Below are 22,884 nucleotides of genomic sequence, written 5' to 3'. Positions count from 1 at the left end.
CGCAGCCTCGTTGCACTCGTCAGCTCCTACTTGTGCTGATGCAACATGGTCTGGATCTGATGGGTCGCCTGCCGGGTGCTTTGCGCCAGCTTGCGCACTTCATCGGCCACCACCGAGAAACCGCGCCCGACCTCACCGGCCCGGGCCGCTTCAATCGCGGCGTTCAAGGCGAGCAGATTGGTCTGGTCGGCGATGCCCTTGATCACCCCCACCACCGTGGCAATCTGGGCATAGGTCATCTGGTTCTGCTCCAGCATGCGCTGATGGGTGGCCTGGGCCGAGCGCTCATCGCTGATATCCCGCACCGCACCGATGACCCGGACCAATAGCCCGTGCGGGTCGCGTACCGCCCGACCGCGTTCGCGGCACCAGATGTAATCCCGGCTCTTGTGGCGCATGCGGTATTCGAAGACGTATTCACCGCTGCCCTGGGGGCCGAGGATCTCCCGGTCGAAAATGGCCATGATCTTCGGCAGGTCGTCCGGGTGGGTGATGCCGACCTGGGCATCCCAGCCATCAGGCAAGTCTTCGGGCTCGTAACCCAGCAGCGCACGGAACTGACTGGAAAAGCGCATGCCACTGGCCGGGTGCTGGAGATCGCCGTCGACCACGGTAATGTCCCAGCAGCCTTCCGTCAGGGTCGACTGCAGCAGCTCCCAGATCTGCGTGTCCTGCCGGTGCTGTTGCAACTGCTGGCGGTGTTCGTCCAGCTGCACTTCAAGCACCTGCTCGCGCTCGTGGGCTTGCGCCAGTTGCTGGCGAACCTGGTGCAACTCATGTTCGTTTTGCTGCCAGCGCAGGGCTTGCGCCTCCACGTGTGCCTCGGCCTGATGTAACTGCAAAGTGGCGTTTGCCATCTGCCGCGCGTGCTGTTCGAGGACGGCCCGCAGTGGCGGGTACGCGTCGAGCACCGGCGCGTCCTCCCTTTCACCGGCCAGCACACGCTGCACCTGTTCGATCAACACCCGTTTCTGTTTGTTGGTCTGAAGAAACATCGCCCGCCCCTTTGCCCATCAAGTCGAAACCGAATCTGATCGCAAACCGGCCAGGCTGGCTTGTCCCTGGCTGCACAGAGCCTTGCTCCTGGCTGCCAATCGCACGGGTTGGCAGCCACAGACATACCGCGCGGCAGGCACAGTCAAGCCGGGCAGTCGCGTCGGGATTACCCTCGGGCTTTCCCTTGTTCGCGATCAGGAAACCCTCATGAGCGATATTGCCCTGCTGCCTCAGGTCGAAGCCTTCCTCGCTAGACATCACGCGCTGTTCATCGACGGTGGCTACGTCGAAAGCCAGGGCCGCCAGACGCTGGACGTCATCAACCCCGCCACCGGCCAAGTCATCGCCCAGGTCAGCGACGCCGCCCCCGGCGACATCGATGCGGCGGTGGAGTCGTCCCGTCGCGGCTTCCAGCAGTGGTCTCAAACCGCGCCGGCGGTGCGCGGCCATGTGCTGCTCAAGTTGGCGGACCTGTTGGAACGCAACCGCGAAGAACTGGCGCAGATCGAAACCTGCCAGTCGGGGAAGATCATCCATATCTCCCGGGCCTTCGAAGTCGACCAGGCTGCGCACTTCCTGCGTTACTACGCCGGCTGGGCCACCAAGATCAACGGCGAGACGATCACCCCCTCGCTGCCCTCCTTCGCCGGCGAACGCTACACCGCGTTCACCTTGCGTGAACCGGTCGGGGTGGTGGTCGGTATCGTGCCGTGGAATTTCTCCACCATGATCGCCATCTGGAAGCTGGCCTCAGCCCTGGTGACCGGCTGCAGCATCATCATCAAGCCCAGCGAATTCACCCCCCTGACCATTCTGCGCATCGCTGAACTGGCCATGGAGGCCGGGCTGCCAGCCGGTGCCCTGAATGTGTTGACCGGCGGTGGCCAGGTGGGCAAAGGGCTGATCGAGCATCCGGGCACCAACAAAGTCTCATTCACCGGTTCCGTGCCCACCGGCCTGGCGGTGGGTCAGGCGGCCATGGGCGCCGGGTTGACCCGCGCGACTTTGGAGCTGGGAGGAAAAAATGCCGCGGGGTTCCTGCGTGATATCGACCCCGAGGTGGCGGTCAACGGCATCATCGAGGCAGGGTTCCTGCATTCGGGACAGATCTGCGCGGCGGCGGAACGGTTCTTCGTCCATCGCTCGCAGATCGAGTCGATCATGGACAAACTGGCCCAGCGCCTGAGTAAACTCACCATTGGCTCGCCCCTGGACGAGCGCACCGAATTCGGCCCGGTGACCAACCGCCAGCATCAACGTAAGCTTGCAGAGTTCTTCGCCAAGGCCCGTGCGCAGAACAACACCATCGTCCACGGCGGCAAGCTGATCGACGGGCCGGGTTGCTACGTCGAGCCGACCATCATCCTCGCCCATCGCCGCGACGACAGCCTGCTCAACGAAGAAACCTTCGGCCCGATCGCCACGTTCTTCCCTTACGACACAGAGGAGGAATTGCTGGAACTGATGAACGACACACCCTACGGCCTCAGCGCCAGCCTCTGGACCAACGACCTGGGCAAGGCCCTGCGCATGGTCCCCGCCATCGAAGCCGGCACGGTCTGGGTGAACATGCACACCCTGCTCGACCCGGCCGTGCCTTTTGGCGGCAGCAAGTCTTCCGGGATGGGCCGTGAATTCGGCAGTGCTTTCATCGATGACTACACCGAGTTGAAATCGGTGATGATCCGCTACTGAGCAACAAAAGGGCACTGGAGCGACACCCCAGAGCCCTGTTAAACAAAAAGCCCCCCTGTGGGAGCGAGCCTGCTCGCGAAAGCGGACTATCAGCCAACCATGATGCTGAATCTGACACCGCCATCGCGAGCAGGCTCGCTCCCACAGCTTTAACGCCGGCAGGCGTTGACCGGTGGCACTCGGCCGCGCCAGGGTTGGGCGCGTTCCAGTTGGGCGGCCAGGGCCAGCAAGGTGTTTTCTTCACCAAAGCGCCCGGCAAAATGTGCGCCCATCGGCAGGCCATTGGCGCTCCAGGACAATGGCACTGACATCGCCGGCTGGCCGCTGGCATTGAACAGCGCGGTGAACGGCGAATAGCTGTGGTAGCGCTCGATCAGTTGATCCAGGCTCATGCACACATCCTGCAGGTCCAGCTCGCCAATCAACACCGGCTCACGGGTCAGGACCGGGCTCAGGATCACGTCGTAGTCCTGCATGAACACCGCCAACTGCCGGCCGAGGGCATGAATCCATTCCACCGCCGCAGCATATTGGGCGCCGCTGACGTTGCCCTTGTCCCGCAAGATGATCCGGGTGCGCACTTCCAGCTCTTCCGCCTGCACGGCGAACCCACGCATCTGGCCCAGCAGGTCGACATAATGCCGAGAGCTGGCGCCAATGATGGTGAACACATGGTCGAGAAACTCCGGCAGCCCCACCGGCAGGCTCACCGGTTCGACACGATGCCCCAACGCCTCGCACAACCGGGCCGCCTCTCTCACCGCCTGGAGGCTGTGCGGCGCGGTGGGCCAAGGGCCGAGTTGCTCGACCAGGGCAATGCGCAGCGGCTTGGGATCCGCCTGCACCGCCATCACATACGGCAACGCCTGGACCGGCGCGGCATAGGGCGCGCCCAGGTCCATCCCGGCGGTGGCATCCAGCAGCGCCGCACTGTCGCGCACCGAGAGGGTAATCGCATGGGGCGTGCCCATCCCCGCCCAGCCCTCGCCCACAATCGGCCCCGACGGCATCAGGCCACGGCTGGGCTTGAACCCGAACACACCACAGCAAGACGCCGGCACCCGCAATGAACCGCCGCCGTCGTTGCCATGGGCGAACGGCACCACGCGGGCCGCCACCAAAGCGGCGGCGCCGCCGCTGGAGCCACCGGCACTGTGCTCGAGACTCCAAGGGTTGCGGGTGGCACCGAAGCGCGCGGACTCGGTGGAGTACGACGTGCCAAACTCCGGCGATGTGCTGGTACCCAGCATCTGGCATCCGGCACGACGCAAACGCGTCACGACTTCCGATTCGAAATCCGCCCGGAAGTCGCCCAATGCGCGAGAGCCGTTGGTCATCGCCGCGCCGTGGACCGGTGAAAACAAATCTTTGATCAAGGTCGGCACACCGGCCAGCAGGCCTTGGCCAACCTGCGGCGTGCGCGCCGCCTGCCGGGCCGAATCGTATAAACGCTCGGCCACTGCATTGAGCTGTGGCTCGACCTGTTCCAGGCGCTCGATGGCGGTTTCCAGCAGTTCGCTGGGCAGGACCTCGCCACGCCTGACCCATTCGGCCAACGCCGTGGCGTCTTCATTGTCCATCAAGTGGTGGATGTCTTGCATACCCATGTTTCAGCTTCCTTATGTCACGACGATTGATGTGAGCCGACAGTGCTTGCCTGTCCCTGACCCCGAGCCCGCAGGCCGACAACGACCCAGAGCAGCGCCAAGACAAAACTGGCCAGGGCCAGCCACTGGATGGCGTGACGCAGGTCGCCGGCGAAGACAATCACCAAGGCCACCACCAGCGGGCTGACGAATTGGCCGATGTACAAGCACGAGGTAAACCCGCCCATACCCCGACCGCGGGTGCTGGCGGTCAAGGCATTCATTACCGGTGCCATCACGTTGGGCACCAGCAACCCAGCCCCCAGGCCCTGAACGAACACCGCCACCAGCACGTCGTTGTAGCTTTGCCCGCGCATCAGCAGCCACAGCCCCAGGCCCATCAGGCCGAGCAACAGAGCGTTGCAACCGGCGATGCCGAAGCGGCGGCGCAGCAACGGCCACATCAGCGAGCCGCCCAAGGTCGCCAGCAGGCTCAGCCCCGCGGCCAGGCCGATCATCGTGCTAGAGGTGATGCCCAGGCTGACCAACAGCGTCGGCGCCTGGATCGGCATGATGAACGTCAGGACCATGCCGCCCAGGATCATCAGGTAGCCAACCAGCAGTGGCAGCACGGCGACCTTGCCCGGAGCCGACTCATCGACGCGCTGCCCGGTCATCTGCGGCTTCGCCACTGGCGGCTCCCAGAGCACTTTCACCATGGCCGGCACCAGCAGCAACGGCAGCAAATACAACAGGAACGGCGCACGCCACGAATGCTCGCCGAGCACACCGCCTACCACGAAAAACAGTGCCCCCACCAGACCGATAGTCACGACCTGGCGGTTGACGTAGCGCAGCCGCTCCTCGCCCTGCCAATAGTCGGCGATCAGCGTCGCGCAACAGGTCATCACCGCCGCCTCCGTGCAACCGAACAACAGCCGCGCACCGACAATCGAAGGCAGGCTCTCGAGCAGGGCTGGCAACGCGCCAAGCAAGGCATAGAGCACCGTGGCAATCACCAGCAAGGCCTTGCGTCCGACCCGGTCGGCCAACCAGCCCGCCAACGGTGCGCACACGGCAATCGCCAGGGCCGGGCCGGTGATCGCCAGCGGCACCAGCAGATCGGCGCGCGGTTCCATGGGGCCGAATTCGGCGCCCAACCTGGGCAGGATGGGCGTGACCATCACCGCGCCCATGATCGTCAGGCTGCTGCCCAGCATCAGCACCCCGCCTTCGCGCCAACTGGCCTGGCGCGACGGGGTGGCCGTCGTTGAAACGGAACTTGATTGGTTCATGGCGAGCCCCTTTTAGAAACTGTGAGAAATACGCAGCGCCGTGGTATAGCCCTCGGCGCGGTTGCGCGCATCGAGCTCCTTGTAGACATGCAGCCACACCGGCGGCATGCCGGGCTGGAAGTAGCTCACCGCCGGCCCGACCGCCAACACCCGGGCGCGATTGCCCGCTTCCAGGCCCGGCGCATCGTCGTCGGTGAATTGCCGGTAGTAATAACCGCCCACGCCCACGGTCCACGGGCCGACGTGTTGGCCCACGGCGAATTCGTGACGGTACTCGACGCCGTTCTTGTAGTCAGTGGCTTGGTTGCGCGTATTGATGTCGGCTTCGAAGCTCGAAGACACCTCGAAACCGCTGTCGGAGATGTACGTGGCGTTGAGGATCGGTGAGAAGGTCCAGTGGTTGAGACCCGGTGAGATCAAGCGATCCTTGTCGTAGTCGCCTGTGGGTGCCTGGATCTGGAACTGGGCGTTGACGAACAGGTTCGGCGACAAGGTCCACTGCAGGATCACCGGCAGCACCTGTATATCGGCCATGCGGAACGGATCGGCTTCCAGGTCCAGCGGGCCGATGGGTGTCTGCACCCGTACCGAGGCGTCCATCTGGAAGAACGGCACGACGGCGCCGAAGCCATACTTGGCGCCCAGCACCGTGTAATCGGTCATGCGCATGTAGGCGACGCCGATGGACAAGACATCCAGGGAGAAATTGTTGTCCACGGACTTGCCGTGGCGGTCTTTCTGCACGTTGGCCGAATAGAACGCGGTGCGCAGGCCGACGGTGCCGAAGGGCGTGGCCGGCGGCATCATGCCCGCGCCGAAATCGTAGACCCCGACCGCCGTGGTCGGCGCACCGTTTTCGGTGCCATGGGCAGCGCCACACGCACCGATCAGCCCCAAGGTCAACCCGGTACAGCACCAGGCGTTTGCTTTTTTATTTTGATTCATCGAATGCCCCTCCAACCTTGTGGTGTTGGGGTCATCCTAGGGAGCCGGCCGGTCAGCCGTTATCCGTTTTCAGCACAGTTGCGTACGACGCAAGGTTTGTGAAGGCGTCTCGCCGAACAGCACCCGATAGTCGCTGGAAAACCGGCTCAAGTGCCAGAACCCCCAGCGTGCCGCCACCTCCTGCACCCCTTGGGCGTGGCCGCCGCTGCGCAGTTCACGGCGCACGGCATTGAGGCGCAACGCCCGCAAATAGGCCACGGGATTGATGCCCAATGTCTCCTGGAAGCAATACTGCAGTTTGCGTCGGCTGGCCCCGATGTGGTTGCACAGGTCGAGGATCGACAGCGGCTCATCGACATGGGCCAAGGCGTACTCCCGGGCACGGTCAACCATGCGCTTGCGCGCGGTGGGATTGAGCGGCGGCGCCTCGTCCGGCGCCACCAGTTCCAATAGGTGCAACATCACCGTGTCACGCAGGCCGCGGCGAATCGACTCGTACCCCAGCAATGAGTCACGCCCCTGCTCGCCCCCTTCCAGCTCATCGAACAACGCCGCAAGCTCGGCGGGCAGCGTCGAGTTGCCGAGACGGTAACACTTGGGAAGATCGGTAATTCGAAAGCGACTGCCTTGGCGCTCCAGCACATGCTCCAACGCCTGCTCGTCGATGGCGACACCGAGCAGATCCAGATGCTGGGGCGTACGCAGCTCGGGCAGGTTATGGCCACGGGCGACCAACAGGCTGGGCTCGACAATCGGGTGCCCGGAGCAAAAGACCGGCCCGTCCGCACTCAGCGGCACGCTGAAGGTGATGGCGCCCTCCCAGGCCATGCCTTGCTTGGTCAGGGCCTGATTAGAGCGGTCGCGCACCAGTTGCATCCAGTCCGAGCGGAACTCGATCAACTCGCCGTCGAAGCGCCCGGGGGTCAACTGGTCATAGCACACCTGCCAGCCGCCCATGTTCCGGGCGTGCTCGTCGATGTCCGTGGTGCGAAACCGATTGATCGGCAGCATCGGCAACCCGTCCGACGAGACCACGGGCTGCGCCATGTTGTCATTGTTCATTGACCCGACCTTTGCTGATTCCAGGGCTTATGGGTCAAACCCAGGCAAGTTCCATTCCGCCTGGCAGGCCACTCGTTCAATTGTGCCGAAAACGGATAGACTCGTTGACCGCCCCTGACAAAAATCCAGCGCGAAGCGATCATGAACGAAATGACCCTGGAGATCGGCATCGCCGCCAAGTCCATTTGCCAACCGCGCACCTTGGTATTCCTCGCCTACCCGCAGATGGGCTTGCTGGACCTGACCGGGGCCCAGACCGTGTTCTGGGCCGCCACCAAAGCCATGACCGAACGCGGCCTGCCCGGCTACGCCATGCACACCGCCAGCCTGGCCGGTGGGTTGATGCAAAGCGCCGAAGGCCTGGTGGTGGATACCCGTGCCCTGCATGAGCTCGACGGGACGCTCATCGACACGCTGATCGTGCCCGGCGCCCCGGACATACAGCAGGCGATGATCGACTGTGTCGACCTGGTGCAATGGCTGCGTTATGCCTCGGTCCAGGCCAGGCGCACCGCATCGGTGTGCAGCGGCACCTTCCTCATGGCCCAGGCCGGCTTGCTGGACGGACGCCGGGCCGCCACCCATTGGGCCATGTGCGACATGCTCAAGAGCGTGTTCCCCTCGGTCGAGGTGGACCTCGATGCGATTTTCATCCAGCAGGACAACGTGTGGACCTCGGCCGGTGTCAGCGCCGGTATCGACATGGCCCTGGCATTGGTCGAAGCCGATTGCGGTCGCGACGTGGCCCTGCAGGTGGCCCGTGAGCTGGTGGTGTTTCTCAAGCGCCCCGGCGGGCAGGCGCAGTTCAGCCAACTGTTGCAATTGCAGATGCAGGAGAGCGCCGGGTTCGACGAACTGCATGTCTGGATCTCCGAACACCTGGACGACAACGACCTCACCGTCGAACGGCTGGCCCGCCAGGCCAGGATGAGCCCGCGCAATTTCGCCCGGGTCTACAAACGCCTGACCGGTCGAACCCCGGCCAAAGCCATCGAGATGTTCCGCCTGGAAGCCGCGCGTCGAATGCTGGAAGACTCCCAGCGCAACATCGACCAGATCGCCCGGTCCTGCGGTTTCGGTGACGAGGAACGAATGCGCCATACCTTCCAGCGTCACCTGTCGATTTCCCCCCGGGAGTACCGCAATCGGTTTTCCCGCTGAGCGGGAAAACCTTGCGTCGTCCTGTCAGGCCACTCGCCTGGATCGCTCCTGCGACTCGTCCTGCTCGGCCAGGAGCGCGCTGCAACGGGAACGCAACCAACGCTCCCCCGGATCATTGTGCGAAGCGCCACGCCAGACCATGGAAAGCGCGTGCTGGGGCAGGCAGATCGGGGCCGCTTGCGCCCGCATGCCGGTCGTCATCGCCATCGCCTGGGCCACGTAATCCGGCACGATGGCGATCATGTCGCTCTGGGCCAGCAGCACGGGCAAGGCGCTGAACTGCGGCACGGTCAACACCACCCGCCGCTGTCGGCCCACCAGGCATAACGCGCGGTCCGAATCATCGATGACATTGCCCATGGACGACACCACTGCGTGGGGCCGGCGGCAGAATTCGTCCAAGGTCAGTTCGCCAGGCTGCGAATCGGCGCGCAAGAGCATCGGTCGAATCGGCCGTAATGTCTTGCGCCGGGCATTGGCCGGCAGTTCCAGGGTCGGGCTGATGCCCAGGGAAATCTCGCCGCTGGCCAACAGCTGGGACACCTGCCATTGATCGGCCCGGCGCACCACCAAGGTGGTGCCAGGTGCCTCGATCCGCAGGCGCCGCAACAGCTCCGGCAGCAGCGCGTATTCGACGTCATCGCAAAGGCCGACATGGAAGGTCGCCTCGCTGGTGGCCGGCTCGAATGCCTGGCAGCGGCTCAAGGCAGCGGCGATGCCGTCCAGGGCCGGTGAAAGATTGGAGAAGATTTCCCGCGCCCGGGAAGTTGGTTCCATCAAGCGCCCCGAACGGATGAACAAGGGGTCATCGAACATCAACCGCAAGCGTGCCAGCGCGCTGCTGATGGTTGGCTGGCCGAGAAACAGCTTTTCGCTGACGCGGGTCACGTTTCGCTCGTGCATCATGGTTTCGAAGACCACCAGCAAATTGATGTCAGCACGACGCAGGTCATTTCTGTTCATCATAGTCGTCGCCCCAGGCGCCAGGCCATTGAGTCAGGAGTGGACACGTTCATCGCCTGCGTCCTCCATCAAGGCCTGCGGCGACGAGGTGTTGAAAGCGTAATCCCCGCAGCGCACCCGGTCTGTTGTACGTGGGGACACTTGCCTCACCCTTTGGGCAACGTCACCGATACTTCGGTATATACCCAGGCCACAAAAGAGGTGTTGGCACGGCCTGGCGGGATTTCAGGGTTTTATGTCCTACCTCGGGCAAAGCGGCGCTTCGTAAGATACGAACCGATGCTCTGTCTCCGACATCCCAGAGCGAGACCATGTAATAACAGAAGGTCTGCCAACGTGCCCCTACCCTCCGCGATGCTCAAGAATGTCTATGACAGCCTTCGATACACGCCAAGCCAGAGCGGGCCTCGGCCGCCGATGGGCATCAGTCCCCACCCGCTGGTCAACGCCCTGGGCTGGCTGGTGGGCCTGGTGGTGGCTTGCGGGATTTTCATCATCAACTCCGAAACCCATTCCGACCTGGCCCCGACCCTGCTGTACATCACCTTGTTGTTGATGGCGGCCAACCTGTTTTCCATCAACCTGGTGATCACCGTCGCGCTGATGTGCATGGGCTTGCTCACCGCGATGTTCTTGTACAACGGCGGCTATCATCGCTGGGAATCGACCACCGGTTTCTTCCGCTGCCTGACCGCACTGTCGGCCATTGCCTTCCTGGCCCTGCGCAGCAAGCAGGCGTCCGACAGCCTTCGGCACAACGAGGTGTACCTGATCGGCGCACAGCGCTTGAGCCAGACTGGCAGCGTGGGTTTCCACGGTGATCGGCAGGTGATGTCATGGTCGGCGGAGTCGGCGCGGATCTTTGAGTACCCACCCAGCAGAATCCCCACGGTGTCGATGCTGCTGGAACGCACGCATCCCGAAGACCTGGAGTTGGCACGCAGGGTTTTCCAGCAGGCCGCCGCTGGCGAACCGCAGATCGAGGTCAAGCTACGGCTGCTGATGCCGGATGGACGCATCAAGCACATCCACATGATCGCCAGCCCGCTGCTGGTCCAGCATGGCCGTTGCCAGTACCTCGGCGCACTCATGGACATCACCGCCAGCAAACAGGCCGAAGAAGCCTTGTTCCGCACCCAGAGCCAACTGGCCCATGTCACTCGCTTGACCTCCCTGGGGGAAATGGCCGCATCCATCGCACACGAAGTCAACCAGCCCCTGACGGCGATCACCAGCAGCGGCGAGGCCTGCCGCCGGTGGCTCGAACGTCCGGAACCCGATCTCGGGGAAGCCCTGGATTGCCTCGACCGGATCGTCGCCAACGGCTGTCGCGCCAGCGAGGTCATCAGCGGTATCCGGGCGCTGTCGCGCAAATGCGATCCGTTGCGCAAGTGCGAGCGACTGGACGATATCGTCAGCGAGACACTGAGCCTGGTCCAGCCGCAACTGGCGCATCATAAAGTCCGAGCGAACGTCGACCTGACAGCGGCCAACGTCCAAGTCAGCGCCGACCGGGTGCAACTGCAGCAGGTGATCATCAACCTGATCATCAATGCCTGTCATGCCATGGACGGGGCCAAGGTACACGAACGAATCCTGCGCATACGCACCTGGACAAAGGATGACGAAGCGTTGCTGGAAGTAACTGACCAAGGCACCGGCATTGCTCCCGAGGTGCTGCCCTCCCTGTTCAATGCGTTTTTTACCACCAAGGAAAACGGCCTGGGCATGGGCCTTTCCATCTGCCGCTCCATCATCGATTTCCATGACGGCAGGCTCTGGGCGACCAGCGAGGTCGGCCAAGGCGCCACGTTCACCTTCGCGCTGCCGCAACTCACGGGCACCGCTCTGTCGGGGAGCGGGCAATGAATGCCATACCCACTACAGACCCGCTCAACGACAACGACCCCATCGTCTATATCGTTGACGACGACGCGCCGCTGCGCCAATCCCTCGGCAGCCTGCTGCGCTCCATCGGCCTGCAGGTGCATCTGTTCGATTCGGTCGCGCAATTCATGAGCCATCCCAGGCCCGACCAGCCCAGTTGCCTGGTCCTGGATGTGCGGCTGCAAGGCACCAGCGGCCTGGATTGCCAGCGCCAGTTGGTTGCGACCAACGTCCACCTGCCGATCGTGTTCATGACCGGTCACGGAGACATCGCCATGACCGTGCGGGCGATGAAGGCCGGTGCCGTGGATTTCCTCGCCAAGCCGTTCCGCGAACAAGACCTGATCGACGCCGTGACCGCGGCCCATCACCAGGACCGCCAGCGGCGCGGCGCCGAACGCAGCCATCAGCAAGTGCTTGACCGCCACGCCACCTTGACGCCCCGGGAACAGCAGGTCATGACGCTGGCGGTGTCGGGTCTGATGAACAAGCAGATCGCCGGGGAACTGGGCTTGAGCGAAATCACCGTAAAGATTCACCGCGGCCAAGCCATGCGCAAGATGTGCGCACGCTCGTTCGCCGATCTGGTGCGCATGGCCCAAGTGCTGGAATCGCGTAAGCGTCTGGATGACACAGGTCGATAGTCAATCGAGCATTTCGGCACTTTTGCCGAGCGTTTCGGCACAGTCAGCGCGCTTTGTTCGACCTAGACTCGCACTTCACTTCAAGACTCAAATGGAATCGCGATGAATATCAGATTGATCCTGCCTGCACTTTCCATGGCGGTCACACTCAGTGGATACGCTGCCGACTTCTCACTGACCAGCCGGGATATTGCTGACAATCGCCCGCTGACCCGTCGCGAAGTGTTCCAAGGCTTCGGATGCGAAGGTGGCAACACGTCTCCTGAGCTGTCCTGGACAAACGCCCCCGCAGGTACTAAAAGCTACGCGATCACGGTCTATGACCCTGATGCACCGACCGGTAGTGGTTGGTGGCATTGGACGGTGGTTAACCTACCCACTTCGACCACTGGCTTGCCAAGAGGCGTGGGAGCGAACCTGCCTGCCGGTGCAGTACAAGGGCGAACCGATTATGGCCAGCCGGGATTTGGCGGGGCTTGCCCACCGGTGGGGGATAAACCCCATCGCTATCAATTCACCGTATGGGCTTTGAAAGTCGATAAGCTACCACTCGACGGTGAGGCCAGTGGCGCCTTGGTTGGGTATATGCTCAACGCCAACGCCCTGGCCAAAGCGACCATTACTTCAACTTACGGACGTTAAGAACGATGCGCCCTTGTGACGGCATACAGCACCGGGAAAACATTATCGATGCATGTGTCATACGGGCGCGACAGCCCCTTACCTTGCCAAGGGTGCCGGTGTTCGTGACCACCGTGTGCCGAGTGCGACAGGGAGAAAAACTGTTGCAATGGGATGACCGGGAGATGCGCGCGGGGCCACAACATCTGATTCTGATGCCGGCCGGACGCGAGCTTGGCCTCTCAAACTTCCCCGGACCTCACGGCCACTACGTCGCCGATGCGGTAACCTTTCCCCTCTCGACATTGCGTCACTTCACCACCCGATACAGCCAGCAGATCATGAGCCATCGCGGTGTACTGAAGACCGATCTATGCGTTCCTCTGGACAGGCACACGACACAGGCATGGGATCAGTTGCTGGCCTCTATCAATGCGAACGCGCCGGACGCATTACGCACGCTCTATGGGGAAGCGGTTCTCCTGAGCCTATGCCTTGGCGGCCTGGTCGGACCGCTGCTGATGGGTCGCAATGATCCCATCTGCGAACGTGTACAGCAGATGGTCATGGGCAGCCCGGAGAGAGACTGGACGGTGGCGAGCGTTGCACAACACCTGAACCTGGGCGAATCGACGTTGCGTCGTCAACTGGCGAATGAAGGGAACAGTTTCAGGAGCATTCTGGAGGGCGTTCGACTGGCGACAGCGTTGCAACGATTGCAAACGACTTCTCGTCCCATCGGTGAAATTGCCGGTGCCTGCGGTTACGCTTCGGCCTCACGTTTTGCCGTACGCTTTCGCTCACATTATGGCCTGTCGCCACGTGAATTGCGGGCAGCGATCTAAGCATTGCGCTGAGATCCCCTTCCTGGCGTGGCAAGCAGTGGAAAGTTCATACACACGTATACTTGGCGGGACCATTGGACGGCGTATCTTGCACTGACAAGGGCGCCTTTATGGCTACCTGATATCACCTCCAGGTATCGACATGTCCAACACCGCAACTCTCTCAATAATTGATGACGATGAGTCCGTTCGAATTGCACTGGATGGCTTGTTACGCTCCCACGGATATCGGGTTAAAACATACGCCAGCGCCTTGGATTTTTTATCTTCCTGCGAACTAGAAACCACAGCGTGCCTGATATCGGATATTCAAATGCCAGGCATGACGGGCATTCAGATGTACGATCGATTGTCGACCCTGGGCATCCGTATCCCGATCATCTTCATCACCGGCTACCCTGGCGTGCCACCCCGCGTCAGCGCTGACGTGCCCGAGCCGGTGGCATTTTTCCCGAAACCCTTCGACTGCGCTGAGTTGATCGCCTGCATCGAGTCGGTACTTGCCCGGTCTGCTTGACTACGTCGCGCCCTCATACCTTCGTATAGCTCCCCCCTACCCAGGCATGGGCCCGATGACCTTATGTAGAAGTGTCAAACAAAGGTCCTGCCCATAAGCTTTCCCACAGCGAACCGAAACTGAATGTGCTCGATGACAATTCATTGCAGCCAGGCGCTTTTGGAGTACTTCGCGACACGGTCACGCTGAAAGAGTTAAACAATTCAACGTATCGATTTCGTCTTCGGGAGCTCATCATGAAACAACATATTCTGGTGGTTGGCGCGGGTTTCGGCGGGGTCTGGAGCGCATTGAGCGCGGCCCGGCTGCTGGACCAACACGATCGTAATGACGTGCAGATCAGCGTCCTTGCGCCCCAGCCCGAGCTGCGCATCCGACCTCGTTTCTACGAGCCGGACGTCCACACCATGGCCGCACCGCTGGGTGGTCTGTTCGACGCGGTAGGCGTGACATTCGTACAAGGCTCGGCAAGCAGTATCGATGTCGACAATAAGCGGGTTGGCTACGTGGATGTATTCGGCACCCAGGGCACCCTGGGCTACGACCGCCTGGTGCTCGCGGCGGGCAGCCAACTGGTTCGCCCCGACCTCGAAGGCATGATCGAGCATGCCTTCGACGTTGATGAAATCGAACAGGCAAGCCGTCTCGAAGCCCATATCAAGTCTCTGAAAAACCTGCCGGACAGCCCGGCCCGCAACACCGTAGTGGTGGCCGGTGGCGGTTTTACCGGGATCGAAACCGCCACCGAAATGCCCGCACGCCTGCGCGCTGTCCTGGGTGAAGACGCGGATATCCGGGTCATCGTGGTGGATCGCGGCCCGCAGATCGGCGCATCGCTGGGCGACGGCATCCGGCCGTCCCTTGTCGAAGCGTCCGAGCACCTGGGCATCGAGTGGATCCTCAACGCCTCGGTCGAATCGGTGGATGCCGGTGGCGTCACCCTGTCGAGTGGCCAGCGTATCGAGTCCCATACCGTGATCTGGACCGTGGGCTTCCGCGCCAGTCCGTTGACCCAACAGGTCCCCGGGACCCGCGATCGCCAGGGTCGCCTGCACGTCGATGCCAACCTGAAAGTCCTGGGCCAGAACGACATATTCGCCACCGGTGATGTGGCCTACGCCGCCACCGATGCCCTGGGCAACTACGCGGCGATGTCCTGCCAGCACGCCATCGCCTTGGGCCGCTATGCCGGCAACAACGTCGCGGCCGACTTGCTGGGCGTGGCGCCGATGCCCTACAGCCAGCCCAAATACGTGACCTGCCTGGACCTCGGCGCCTGGGGTGCGGTGTATACCGAAGGTTGGGATCGCCAGCTCAAGTTGGTCGGGCAGGAAGCCAAGGAGCTCAAGACCCAGATCAACACCGTGTGGATCTATCCGCCGGCGGCAGATCGCGCGACCGCCCTGGCCGCGGCCGATCCGTTGATCCCGGTGGCCTGAGCCCCCGTTTCCAGCCCCGGCCAGTCCTCCTTTCTGCGCCGGTCTTTCCCAGACGCCTGCCAATGATGCTTGGGCAGGCGTTTTTTTATGGAAACCAGCATAAAACCGATGGGGGCATGGCTGCTGGCGATAGCTGTACGTCAGTCAACATTGATGTGGGTTGATCCGCAGCCAGCGCGAGCAGGCTCGCTCCCACAGGTGTTTCTCCAATCACGGGGCTGCCTACCAGGTATTGATCTGGGCGAGCTTGGTCGCCAACGGCAGGCCGTTCCAGGTGTCCTTGGCTGCACACCCGAGCGGATTATGTGCCCAGCGATACCAGACATGAAGGTTCTGGGCCCCGGCGATCAGCCCCGCAAAAGGATTAAGCAGTCCTCCACCTCCGACGCCTTGCAGCCATGGCAAACAGTGTACGCAGGGGTGCAATTGAACGTACATCACCCAGTCACCGGCATTCGGCGCGACGAGGCCATAGGGCACCAAGCCATTGCCGCCCGCCACCACCAAGGCGTTACGCTCCGCATGACCGGAAAACCCGACCGCAGGCGCGCCGGGCACTACAGCAAAGGCGCCAACGATTGAAAAGCGTGAATTTCCAAAGACCACGCCATACGGCAAGGCCGCCCCGCCTGCTACGGCATTGCCCAAGGGAAAACCTGCGCCCGGATTGGGCACCGTTGCCAAGGCGGCCCAACAAGAACCGTGGGCAATACCAGCGCCCGGTAGGGCCTGGGTATGGGCATGGGTCGCGCATTGTCGGGCCAGTTCCAACGCTTCGAGATAACCTGGATTCATGACGCCGCCCACGGCCACGGTGAACTGATGCAAAACAACCGGCATAAGATTATCCCTGTCTTGATCGGGTTGACATCGGGCCGCTGTTGAACTCGTCCAGAATTTCAAGGGCCCTGCAGAGCACGCCAACTGAGACTAGCCGCCGAGAAAAAAAATGCAAAATGGGGCGCCACGGCTCATCTACGTCATCCGCGCCGGTCTTTCCCAGACGCCTGCCAACGATAATTGCGCAGGCGTTTTTTTCAGGCTCGTCCCCAAGCCAGCCTGAATATCGTCAATGCCCAGCAAAATCCGTATCAATGCCCACCCCTTACGCCTTGCGCACGAGGTAAGGTAGGCAGTCATCATCCGGATCGAGGTGTGCCGTGGCGTCCTATTCCTTGCGTCAGCTGAAGTACTTCGTCACCACGGTCGAATGTGGCAGCGTCGCTGAAGCGTCCCGCAAGCTATACATCGCCCAGCCGTCGATCGCCACCGCCATCAAGGGCTTGGAAGACAGCTTCGGCGTGCAATTGCTCATTCGTCATCACGCCCAAGGCGTATCGTTGACGCCTGGCGGCGCGCGTTTCTATCGCAAGGCCCAGGAGTTGTTGCGCATGGCCCGGGAGTTCGAGCAGAACGCGCTGGCCGATAACGACGTGGTCAGCGGGCAGATCGACATCGGCTGCTTCGAAACCGTCGCCCCGCTCTACCTGCCGCGGCTGATCGCCGGTTTCCGCGAGCGTTTTCCCGGGGTGGAAATCCGTGTGCAGGATGGCGAGCAACAGGAGCTGGTGCAAGGCCTCACGGGTGGGCGTTTCGACCTGGCGATCTTCTATGAACACGACCTCGACAGCACCATCGAGACCGAAGCACTGACGGCACCGCAACGACCCTATGCATTATTGCCCGCGGGGCACCGCTTCGCCGATCAGGCCCAGGTGTCGCTACGCGACCTGGCCCTCGAACCGATGATTTTGCTGGACGTGCAGCCCAGCCGCACCTATTTCGTGAGCATTTTCGAAGAGCTGGGCCTGACGCCCAACATTGTCTTCAGCTCGCCCTCCATTGAGATGGTGAGGGGCATGGTCGGCCAGTCCTTCGGTTTCGCCGTACTGGTGACCCGCCCGCATTCCACCTGCACCTACGACGGGCAACACCTGGTGTGTGTCGACATCGCCGAGGACGTGACCGGTTCGGCGCTGGTGGCCGGCTGGCTCAAGCGCACCCACCTGACCAAACCGGCCCAGTTATTCGTGGATTACTGCAAGGAACAGTTCAGGCAGTGGCTGGCCTGAGACCCAGTCAACCACCCCCTGTGGCGAGGGAGCTTGCTCCCGCTGGGGTGCGAAGCGCCCCCAAACCAGGCTGACCAAATCAACCTGGCACACCGCGGTGAATATGTTGGGGCTGCTGCGCAGCCCAGCGGGAGCAAGCTCCCTCGCCACAAAAAACGGTGTTCGCCTCAAGCGCGGTTCGCTGTCTAGCGAGCCGCCCAGGCGTTGAACCGTTGTTCCAGTTCCTCGCCATGGTCGACCCAGAACTCCGCGTCCACGGCTTGGGCTTCAGCCAGGTTGGCCTCGGCGGTGGGCAGCTGTTCCTGTACCGCCGTCGGCAACAACGCGAGTGTCTTGCGGTGCACCGGACCATAAGGGATGTTCTCCGAAAACACCTTCTGGGTCTGCGGCTGGCTGGCAAAGGCAATGAACTGCTCGGCCAGGGCCTTGTTCGGCGTGCCCTTGACCACGGCCCAGTACTCCGGGTCGTACAGGCTCTGCGGCCAGACAATGCTCAGCTTCATGCCTTCCTTCTGCGCCGACGCGATGCGCCCGTTGTAGGCCGCACTCATCGCCACATCCCCCGCCACCAGCCATTGAGCCGGTTGGGCGCCGGCTTCCCACCATTGGATGTTCGGCTTGATCTGGTCCAGCTTGGCGAAGGCTCGGGAGACGCCTTCCGGGGTGTTCAACACCTTGTACAGGTCCTGCGCCTTGACCCCATCGGCCAGCAAGGCGATTTCCAAGGTGTACTTGGCCCCTTTGCGCAGGCCGCGCTTGCCCGGGTACTCGCCGACGTTCCAGAAGTCCGCCCAGGACCTGGGTGCCTTGGCCAGCTTGGTCTGGTCATAGGCCAGGACCATCGACCACACGTAGGTAGCGACACCGCACTCATTGAGCGCACCCGGCACATAGTTCGCCGGGTCGCCAAGGCCGGTCAGGTCGAGCTTTTCGAACAAGCCTTCCTCACAGCCTCGCAGCAGTTCCGGGCTTTCCACTTCGACCACGTCCCAACTGGTGTGACCGGCCGCGACCATGGCCTTGATCTTCGACAGCTCACCGTTGTATTCGCCGGCGACGATGCTTCCTGCACCACTGGCGTTGAAGGGTTGGAAGTAGGCCTTGTCCTGGGCCTGCTTGGTGGCGCCGCCAAAAGAAATCACGGTCAAGCTCTGGGGCGCGGCCATGACGCTGGAACTCAACAACGCCAATGCACACGCAATATTGCAACGCAAGATTCTGGACATGAAGCGGTTCCTCGAAAATGCCGGCTCGCCCGCACGAGCCAGCGACGGGACTCAAGGGTGGCCGTAAGCGCGGGCGGTGGGATCTACAGCAATAAGGCTCTGGTCGGCCCCTTCGTTGATGGCGGCCTGACGGGCCGCCAGCATTTTCCTGCAACGGAAATCGTTCACCTTGGGCACCTCCTGGTCACGGACCATTGGGCTCACTGAGGTAGCTCGCCAACCGATCCATCAAGCGATCGCAGGCGACCATTTCTTCGACGCTCACGTACTCGTCAGGCTTGTGCCCCTGATCCATGCTGCCGGGGCCACAGATCACCGTCGGCACGCCGGCCTGGTGAAACAGCCCGCCTTCGGTGCCAAAGGCGACGGTGCTGAAAGCGTCACTGCCGCACAGTCGCGCAACCCATTGGGCGGCCGCGCTGTCGGGAGAAGTGGCCAGGCCTGGGTAGGCCGACAGCTTTTCGAAGCGGATCGCCGTATCGCTCGCCACCGCCTGCATCGCCGGCAGCAGGGTCTGTTCGGCATAGGCTTGCAATTGCTCGGCCACCCCATGGGGATCGAAATCCGGCAAGGCCCGCACTTCAAAGTCGAAACGACAGTCGGCCGGGACGATGTTCAACGCCGTGCCGCCCTGGATCACCCCGACCTGCACCGTGGAAAACGCCGGGTCGAAGCGCGGGTCGTGCCGTGACGGCTCGGCCAGCTCTGCACCGATCTCGTCCAGTCGCCCCATCAGGCGCGCTGCCTGCTCGATGGCGTTGACCCCATAAGGTGCGTAGGCCGAATGACAGGCCGACCCTTTAACATGACAACGCATCGCCAACTTGCCTTTGTGCCCCAACACCGGTTGGAGTTGGGTGGGTTCGCCAATCAGGCACAGGGCCGGTTGCGGAACCCGCCGAACCAATACCTCCAGCAAACTGTGAACCCCCAGGCACCCCACCTCTTCGTCATAGGAGAAGGCCAGGTGCACCGGTCGCCGAAGCGGGCTGGACAAGAACACCGGCACCGCCGCGAGCACCGAGGCCAGATACCCCTTCATGTCCGCCGTGCCCCGCCCGAACCATTTGCCGTCCCGCTCGCTCAGGCAAAACGGATCGACCGTCCAGGCCTGCCCGTCCACCGGCACCACATCGGTGTGCCCGGACAACACCACGCCACCGGGCACCGACGGGCCAATGCTTGCCAGCAAATTGGCCTTGGTTCGCTCGGTGTTGTAGATCAGCTCGCTGTGCACGCCCAGTCGTTGCAAGTAGTCGCGCACGAACTCGATCAAGGCCAGGTTCGAATCACGGCTGACCGTGGCAAAACCCACCAACCGTTCGAGCAACGCCCGGCTGCGCAGCTCACTCATCACCCGGCACTCCATAGCTCGGTGCCAGGGTCGGGTTGAGCGCGCGGGTCAGGTAATCCTGCAGTTGCGGCTCATAGGCGAGCCAGAGTTCGTCCAGCTCGCCGATGGGATTTTCCTCGGCCCAGTCCACCCGCAGGTCGACGATGGGCCAGGTCAGGTCATCGACCACCGACAGCGCCGCCGAATGCACCGCCCCGGCCTCCCCCCCCGCCGCCTGCCCGGCCTGCAACGCGCTCATCAAGCGTGACGCAAGACAGCCAGCGCCGTCCTCGAAGGCGGTGACCATGGCCTCGATCACCGCAGCGTTGGCCAACAGATTGCCGGCCGCCACGCATTGCGCACCGGCCACGGCGTTGTGGGTGCCCAGGGTATGTTCGCCACTGAAAATCGCCGTGCGGCCCTCGGCATCGATGACCGCCACCTGGCGGTATTGGCTGTAGCCATTGCGCCCCAGGGTCCGCTCCAGCGCCGCTTGCGCCGCCAGGCCGCCGGCCAGTTCATCGAGAATCTGCGGCCCCAGGGCCGGCAGGGTAATGTTCTGGCTCGACACCGCGCCGACGCCCGCGCGCAACCAGGGGCAACGGGCACCGACGGCAATGCTCGAGGAGCTGATGGCAATGCCCAACTGGCCGGTTTCGGCACAGCGTCCAACGATGGAAAAGGTCATGCTCTGCTCCTCATTCAGGGATCACCGCGATCACATCGATTTCCATCAGCCACTGCGGCTGGCCCAACGCGCTGACCACCAACCCGGTCGAGATCGGAAACACGCCCTTGAGCCACTTGCCGACCTCCTGGTACACCGGCTCGCGATAGCGCGGGTCGATCAGGTACGTCGTGGTCTTGACAATGTGGCTCAGGTCGCTGCCAGCCTCTTCCAGCAACTGCTTGACGTTGCGCATGGCCTGCTCGGCCTGGGCGCGAGGATCGCCAAGGCCCACCAGTTGACCGTTGAAGTCGGTGCCGACCTGGCCACGCACGTAGACGGTGTTGCCGGCGCGCACGGCCTGGCACAGGTCGTTATCCAGCGTCTGGTTCGGGTAGGTGTCCTTGGTGTTGAACATGCGAATACGTGTGTGAGTAGGCATCAGCGGACTCCCGTAAGGCTGGTTTTCGAACGGAGTGAATCGCTGCCCAGGGCCGGGGCCTGGCGCTGGGCAGCGTCTTGATAGGCGAGGTAGATGCGTTGCTTCACGATGTGATCGGCAATGTGCCGGGCGTCATGCCAGACGCCCCAGATGAAGGCCGAGCCTCGTCGCGACAACCAGGGCAAGCCGACGAAATACAAGCCCGGCTCGCTGGAAACGCCGCGCTGATGCCGAGGCTTGCCATTGGCACCGAGGGCGTCGACCTTCAGCCAGCTGTAATCCACTGAGTAGCCGGTGGCCCAAATGACGCTGGTCACGCCAGCGGCGACCAGGTCCAGTTCCAGGACCGGCTGGGTCAGGCATTGCGGGTCGGGGGGCAGGTGGCGAGCCTCAGGTTCGAGGGGCAGGTCCAGGCCGTTGCGGGTGACGTAGGCGTCGGCGGCATCCAACAGCGCCAGGTAGTTTTCGTCGCCACGGGCGATGTTTTCAGCAAGGTTCGCTTCAAAGGTCACCACGCTGCCGTTGAACGATTTCGTCAGCCCCACCAGGGTGATGCCTTCGTGGGCCAATCGGCGAAAATCCACGGTATGGCCGCCACGGGCACCGCTCACCGCAATGGTGACGTGTTCCTTGCCTGGCTTGACCGCCTCGGCATCCCACTCGCCCAGCACGCCTAGCCACCAGCAGAAATCGCGGTTGCGATAAGCCCGGGGCGGACGGTCATGGGCTCCCACCGAGAGATAGACCTGCTTGCCGGCGCGCCGCAGCTCATCGGCGATCTGCACCCCCGACGACCCGGCGCCCACCACCAACACTGCTCCCTCGGGTAATTGCCCGGGGTTGCGATACTGGGCCGAGTGAAGTTGGGTAACCGACGTCAGATCCGGCGCAATCGGTGGAACCACTGGCCGTTGGAACGGCCCGGTGGCGACGACCACGTGGATCGCTTCGATCAGGCCTTCGGAAGTTTCAACGGTGAAACCCGGACGGCCAACATTGCGCTCGACGCGCCTGACCTCCACGCCGGTACGGATCGGCGCATTGAACTTGCGGGCATAGGCTTCGAAGTAATCGGCCACCTGGTCCTTGGTCGCGAAGGCATCCGGGTCGAGCCCCTCGAATTCCAGTCCCGGGAAGCGATCATGCCAGGCCGGTCCGTTGGCCACCAGGGAATCCCAACGCGCCGTGCGCCAGGCCTCGGCAATGCGGCTGCGCTCCACGACGAGATGAGGCACGCCTTGCCGGCTCAAGTGCTCACTCATGGCCACGCCGGCCTGTCCGGCGCCTATCACAAGCGTATCGATCTGTAGGGTTTCAACGGGCATGTCTGTGCACTTCCGGCAGTAGGTTTGGTTCAGGCGGGCATGGCGCCGCCTCGGGTTCGGTTTCTTGTTGTTCTGTGGTTGCGGTTATCGAAATGAGGTGTCGAGGCGATTGTGTTGGCAGGCGAGGATTTGCGAAACGAGGGTTTTTGTCGTTGCTGGGAAG

Annotated in this window: 20 protein-coding genes and 2 pseudogenes; 9 read left to right on the top strand and 13 right to left on the bottom strand. The window is 62.7% G+C overall.

What is annotated here, in order from left to right; translation table 11 throughout:
• Window positions 1-35: 35 nt before the first annotated feature.
• Both AD659_RS30515 and AD659_RS30510 read right to left on the bottom strand, forming a co-directional pair.
• Window positions 36-203, bottom strand: a pseudogene (locus AD659_RS30515) (methyl-accepting chemotaxis protein); the annotation flags it as partial.
• A 126-nt stretch (window positions 204-329) separates the two neighbouring features.
• Window positions 330-575, bottom strand: a pseudogene (locus AD659_RS30510) (PAS domain-containing protein); the annotation flags it as partial.
• Between the two features lie 628 nt (window positions 576-1,203).
• On the opposite strand from AD659_RS30510, the gene AD659_RS14695 reads away from it, so the two are divergent.
• The gene (locus tag AD659_RS14695) at window positions 1,204-2,691 is read left to right on the top strand and encodes an aldehyde dehydrogenase family protein (protein WP_053122411.1); all 1,488 of its coding nucleotides are present in this window, start codon (window positions 1,204-1,206) and stop codon (window positions 2,689-2,691) included.
• Between the two features lie 149 nt (window positions 2,692-2,840).
• Here the strand turns inward: AD659_RS14695 and AD659_RS14690 are convergent, their stop codons facing one another.
• The 4 genes from AD659_RS14690 to AD659_RS14675 all read right to left on the bottom strand — a co-directional run bounded on the left by AD659_RS14690 (window position 2,841) and on the right by AD659_RS14675 (window position 7,579).
• Complete coding sequence (locus AD659_RS14690; protein WP_053122409.1) at window positions 2,841-4,298, bottom strand: amidase; 1,458 nt, start codon at window positions 4,296-4,298, stop codon at window positions 2,841-2,843.
• A gap of 17 nt (window positions 4,299-4,315) precedes the next feature.
• Window positions 4,316-5,572 (bottom strand): MFS transporter, encoded by a 1,257-nt coding sequence (locus AD659_RS14685; RefSeq protein ID WP_053122407.1) that lies wholly within the window; start codon window positions 5,570-5,572, stop codon window positions 4,316-4,318.
• A gap of 12 nt (window positions 5,573-5,584) precedes the next feature.
• A complete protein-coding gene (locus AD659_RS14680; RefSeq protein ID WP_053122405.1) occupies window positions 5,585-6,517 on the bottom strand; it encodes a SphA family protein in 933 nt (310 codons plus the stop codon).
• 69 nt (window positions 6,518-6,586) lie between these two features.
• Window positions 6,587-7,579 carry a helix-turn-helix domain-containing protein gene (locus tag AD659_RS14675; protein WP_053122402.1) on the bottom strand — a complete coding sequence of 331 codons (993 nt, stop codon included), beginning with the start codon at window positions 7,577-7,579 and terminating at the stop codon, window positions 6,587-6,589.
• A 150-nt stretch (window positions 7,580-7,729) separates the two neighbouring features.
• Here AD659_RS14675 and AD659_RS14670 point away from each other — a divergent pair, with 150 nt between their 5' ends.
• On the top strand, window positions 7,730-8,740 hold the full coding sequence (locus tag AD659_RS14670; RefSeq protein ID WP_153044024.1) for a GlxA family transcriptional regulator: 1,011 nt from the start codon (window positions 7,730-7,732) through the stop codon (window positions 8,738-8,740).
• A 24-nt stretch (window positions 8,741-8,764) separates the two neighbouring features.
• On the opposite strand, the gene AD659_RS14665 is transcribed toward AD659_RS14670, so the two are convergent.
• Window positions 8,765-9,706 carry a LysR family transcriptional regulator gene (locus AD659_RS14665; RefSeq protein WP_053122398.1) on the bottom strand — a complete coding sequence of 314 codons (942 nt, stop codon included), beginning with the start codon at window positions 9,704-9,706 and terminating at the stop codon, window positions 8,765-8,767.
• A 414-nt stretch (window positions 9,707-10,120) separates the two neighbouring features.
• On the opposite strand from AD659_RS14665, the gene AD659_RS14660 reads away from it, so the two are divergent.
• The 6 genes from AD659_RS14660 to AD659_RS14640 all read left to right on the top strand — a co-directional run bounded on the left by AD659_RS14660 (window position 10,121) and on the right by AD659_RS14640 (window position 15,656).
• On the top strand, window positions 10,121-11,572 hold the full coding sequence (locus AD659_RS14660) for a sensor histidine kinase (protein ID WP_053122396.1): 1,452 nt from the start codon (window positions 10,121-10,123) through the stop codon (window positions 11,570-11,572).
• Window positions 11,569-12,234 carry a response regulator transcription factor gene (locus tag AD659_RS14655; protein WP_053122395.1) on the top strand — a complete coding sequence of 222 codons (666 nt, stop codon included), beginning with the start codon at window positions 11,569-11,571 and terminating at the stop codon, window positions 12,232-12,234. The genes AD659_RS14660 and AD659_RS14655 overlap by 4 nt, the downstream gene beginning before the upstream one ends.
• 102 nt (window positions 12,235-12,336) lie before the next feature.
• Complete coding sequence (locus AD659_RS29300; protein ID WP_082341933.1) at window positions 12,337-12,876, top strand: kinase inhibitor; 540 nt, start codon at window positions 12,337-12,339, stop codon at window positions 12,874-12,876.
• Between the two features lie 5 nt (window positions 12,877-12,881).
• A complete protein-coding gene (locus AD659_RS14650) occupies window positions 12,882-13,700 on the top strand; it encodes a helix-turn-helix transcriptional regulator (RefSeq protein ID WP_053122392.1) in 819 nt (272 codons plus the stop codon).
• 142 nt (window positions 13,701-13,842) lie between these two features.
• Window positions 13,843-14,217 (top strand): response regulator transcription factor, encoded by a 375-nt coding sequence (locus AD659_RS14645; RefSeq protein ID WP_053122391.1) that lies wholly within the window; start codon window positions 13,843-13,845, stop codon window positions 14,215-14,217.
• Window positions 14,218-14,453: 236 nt separating this feature from the next.
• Window positions 14,454-15,656 (top strand): NAD(P)/FAD-dependent oxidoreductase, encoded by a 1,203-nt coding sequence (locus tag AD659_RS14640; RefSeq protein WP_053122389.1) that lies wholly within the window; start codon window positions 14,454-14,456, stop codon window positions 15,654-15,656.
• Between the two features lie 222 nt (window positions 15,657-15,878).
• On the opposite strand, the gene AD659_RS14635 is transcribed toward AD659_RS14640, so the two are convergent.
• On the bottom strand, window positions 15,879-16,496 hold the full coding sequence (locus AD659_RS14635) for a hypothetical protein (protein WP_053122387.1): 618 nt from the start codon (window positions 16,494-16,496) through the stop codon (window positions 15,879-15,881).
• 320 nt (window positions 16,497-16,816) lie between these two features.
• Here AD659_RS14635 and AD659_RS14630 point away from each other — a divergent pair, with 320 nt between their 5' ends.
• Entirely contained in the window at window positions 16,817-17,728 is a 912-nt protein-coding gene (locus AD659_RS14630) for a LysR substrate-binding domain-containing protein (protein ID WP_053122386.1), read from the top strand.
• 185 nt (window positions 17,729-17,913) lie between these two features.
• Here AD659_RS14630 and AD659_RS14625 read toward each other — a convergent pair whose 3' ends face one another.
• From AD659_RS14625 to AD659_RS14605, 5 genes are all read right to left on the bottom strand, one after another.
• A complete protein-coding gene (locus AD659_RS14625) occupies window positions 17,914-18,894 on the bottom strand; it encodes an ABC transporter substrate-binding protein (RefSeq protein ID WP_408003307.1) in 981 nt (326 codons plus the stop codon).
• Window positions 18,895-19,138: 244 nt separating this feature from the next.
• A complete protein-coding gene (gene argE / locus AD659_RS14620; RefSeq protein WP_053122381.1) occupies window positions 19,139-20,308 on the bottom strand; it encodes an acetylornithine deacetylase in 1,170 nt (389 codons plus the stop codon).
• Window positions 20,301-20,975: a DUF1028 domain-containing protein gene (locus AD659_RS14615; RefSeq protein WP_053122379.1), complete on the bottom strand. Its 675-nt coding sequence runs from the start codon at window positions 20,973-20,975 to the stop codon at window positions 20,301-20,303. Before AD659_RS14615 ends, argE begins: the two co-directional genes overlap by 8 nt.
• A 10-nt stretch (window positions 20,976-20,985) precedes the next feature.
• On the bottom strand, window positions 20,986-21,396 hold the full coding sequence (locus AD659_RS14610; protein ID WP_003201555.1) for a RidA family protein: 411 nt from the start codon (window positions 21,394-21,396) through the stop codon (window positions 20,986-20,988).
• Window positions 21,396-22,721: a flavin-containing monooxygenase gene (locus AD659_RS14605; RefSeq protein ID WP_053122377.1), complete on the bottom strand. Its 1,326-nt coding sequence runs from the start codon at window positions 22,719-22,721 to the stop codon at window positions 21,396-21,398. Before AD659_RS14605 ends, AD659_RS14610 begins: the two co-directional genes overlap by 1 nt.
• Between the last annotated feature and the right edge of the window lie 163 nt (window positions 22,722-22,884).

The sequence above is a fragment of the Pseudomonas thivervalensis genome (genome assembly GCF_001269655.1).
Taxonomy (GTDB): domain Bacteria; phylum Pseudomonadota; class Gammaproteobacteria; order Pseudomonadales; family Pseudomonadaceae; genus Aquipseudomonas; species Aquipseudomonas thivervalensis.
This window is presented reverse-complemented; position numbering and strand designations above follow the sequence as displayed.

Bases quoted from the DNA above. Each gene is read 5' to 3' on its own strand.
- AD659_RS14640 (WP_053122389.1), top strand. From the start codon at position 14,454: ATGAAACAACATATTCTGGTGGTTGGCGCGGGTTTCGGCGGGGTCTGG.
- AD659_RS14690 (WP_053122409.1), bottom strand. From the start codon at position 4,298: ATGGGTATGCAAGACATCCACCACTTGATGGACAATGAAGACGCCACG.
- AD659_RS14635 (WP_053122387.1), bottom strand. From the start codon at position 16,496: ATGCCGGTTGTTTTGCATCAGTTCACCGTGGCCGTGGGCGGCGTCATG.
- AD659_RS14685 (WP_053122407.1), bottom strand. From the start codon at position 5,572: ATGAACCAATCAAGTTCCGTTTCAACGACGGCCACCCCGTCGCGCCAG.
- AD659_RS14660 (WP_053122396.1), top strand. From the start codon at position 10,121: ATGGGCATCAGTCCCCACCCGCTGGTCAACGCCCTGGGCTGGCTGGTG.
- AD659_RS14675 (WP_053122402.1), bottom strand. From the start codon at position 7,579: ATGAACAATGACAACATGGCGCAGCCCGTGGTCTCGTCGGACGGGTTG.
- AD659_RS14680 (WP_053122405.1), bottom strand. From the start codon at position 6,517: ATGAATCAAAATAAAAAAGCAAACGCCTGGTGCTGTACCGGGTTGACC.
- AD659_RS14625 (WP_408003307.1), bottom strand. From the start codon at position 18,894: ATGGCCGCGCCCCAGAGCTTGACCGTGATTTCTTTTGGCGGCGCCACC.
- AD659_RS14650 (WP_053122392.1), top strand. From the start codon at position 12,882: ATGCGCCCTTGTGACGGCATACAGCACCGGGAAAACATTATCGATGCA.
- AD659_RS14645 (WP_053122391.1), top strand. From the start codon at position 13,843: ATGTCCAACACCGCAACTCTCTCAATAATTGATGACGATGAGTCCGTT.
- argE (WP_053122381.1), bottom strand. From the start codon at position 20,308: ATGAGTGAGCTGCGCAGCCGGGCGTTGCTCGAACGGTTGGTGGGTTTT.
- AD659_RS14665 (WP_053122398.1), bottom strand. From the start codon at position 9,706: ATGATGAACAGAAATGACCTGCGTCGTGCTGACATCAATTTGCTGGTG.
- AD659_RS29300 (WP_082341933.1), top strand. From the start codon at position 12,337: ATGAATATCAGATTGATCCTGCCTGCACTTTCCATGGCGGTCACACTC.
- AD659_RS14615 (WP_053122379.1), bottom strand. From the start codon at position 20,975: ATGACCTTTTCCATCGTTGGACGCTGTGCCGAAACCGGCCAGTTGGGC.
- AD659_RS14655 (WP_053122395.1), top strand. From the start codon at position 11,569: ATGAATGCCATACCCACTACAGACCCGCTCAACGACAACGACCCCATC.
- AD659_RS14695 (WP_053122411.1), top strand. From the start codon at position 1,204: ATGAGCGATATTGCCCTGCTGCCTCAGGTCGAAGCCTTCCTCGCTAGA.
- AD659_RS14670 (WP_153044024.1), top strand. From the start codon at position 7,730: ATGACCCTGGAGATCGGCATCGCCGCCAAGTCCATTTGCCAACCGCGC.
- AD659_RS14605 (WP_053122377.1), bottom strand. From the start codon at position 22,721: ATGCCCGTTGAAACCCTACAGATCGATACGCTTGTGATAGGCGCCGGA.
- AD659_RS14610 (WP_003201555.1), bottom strand. From the start codon at position 21,396: ATGCCTACTCACACACGTATTCGCATGTTCAACACCAAGGACACCTAC.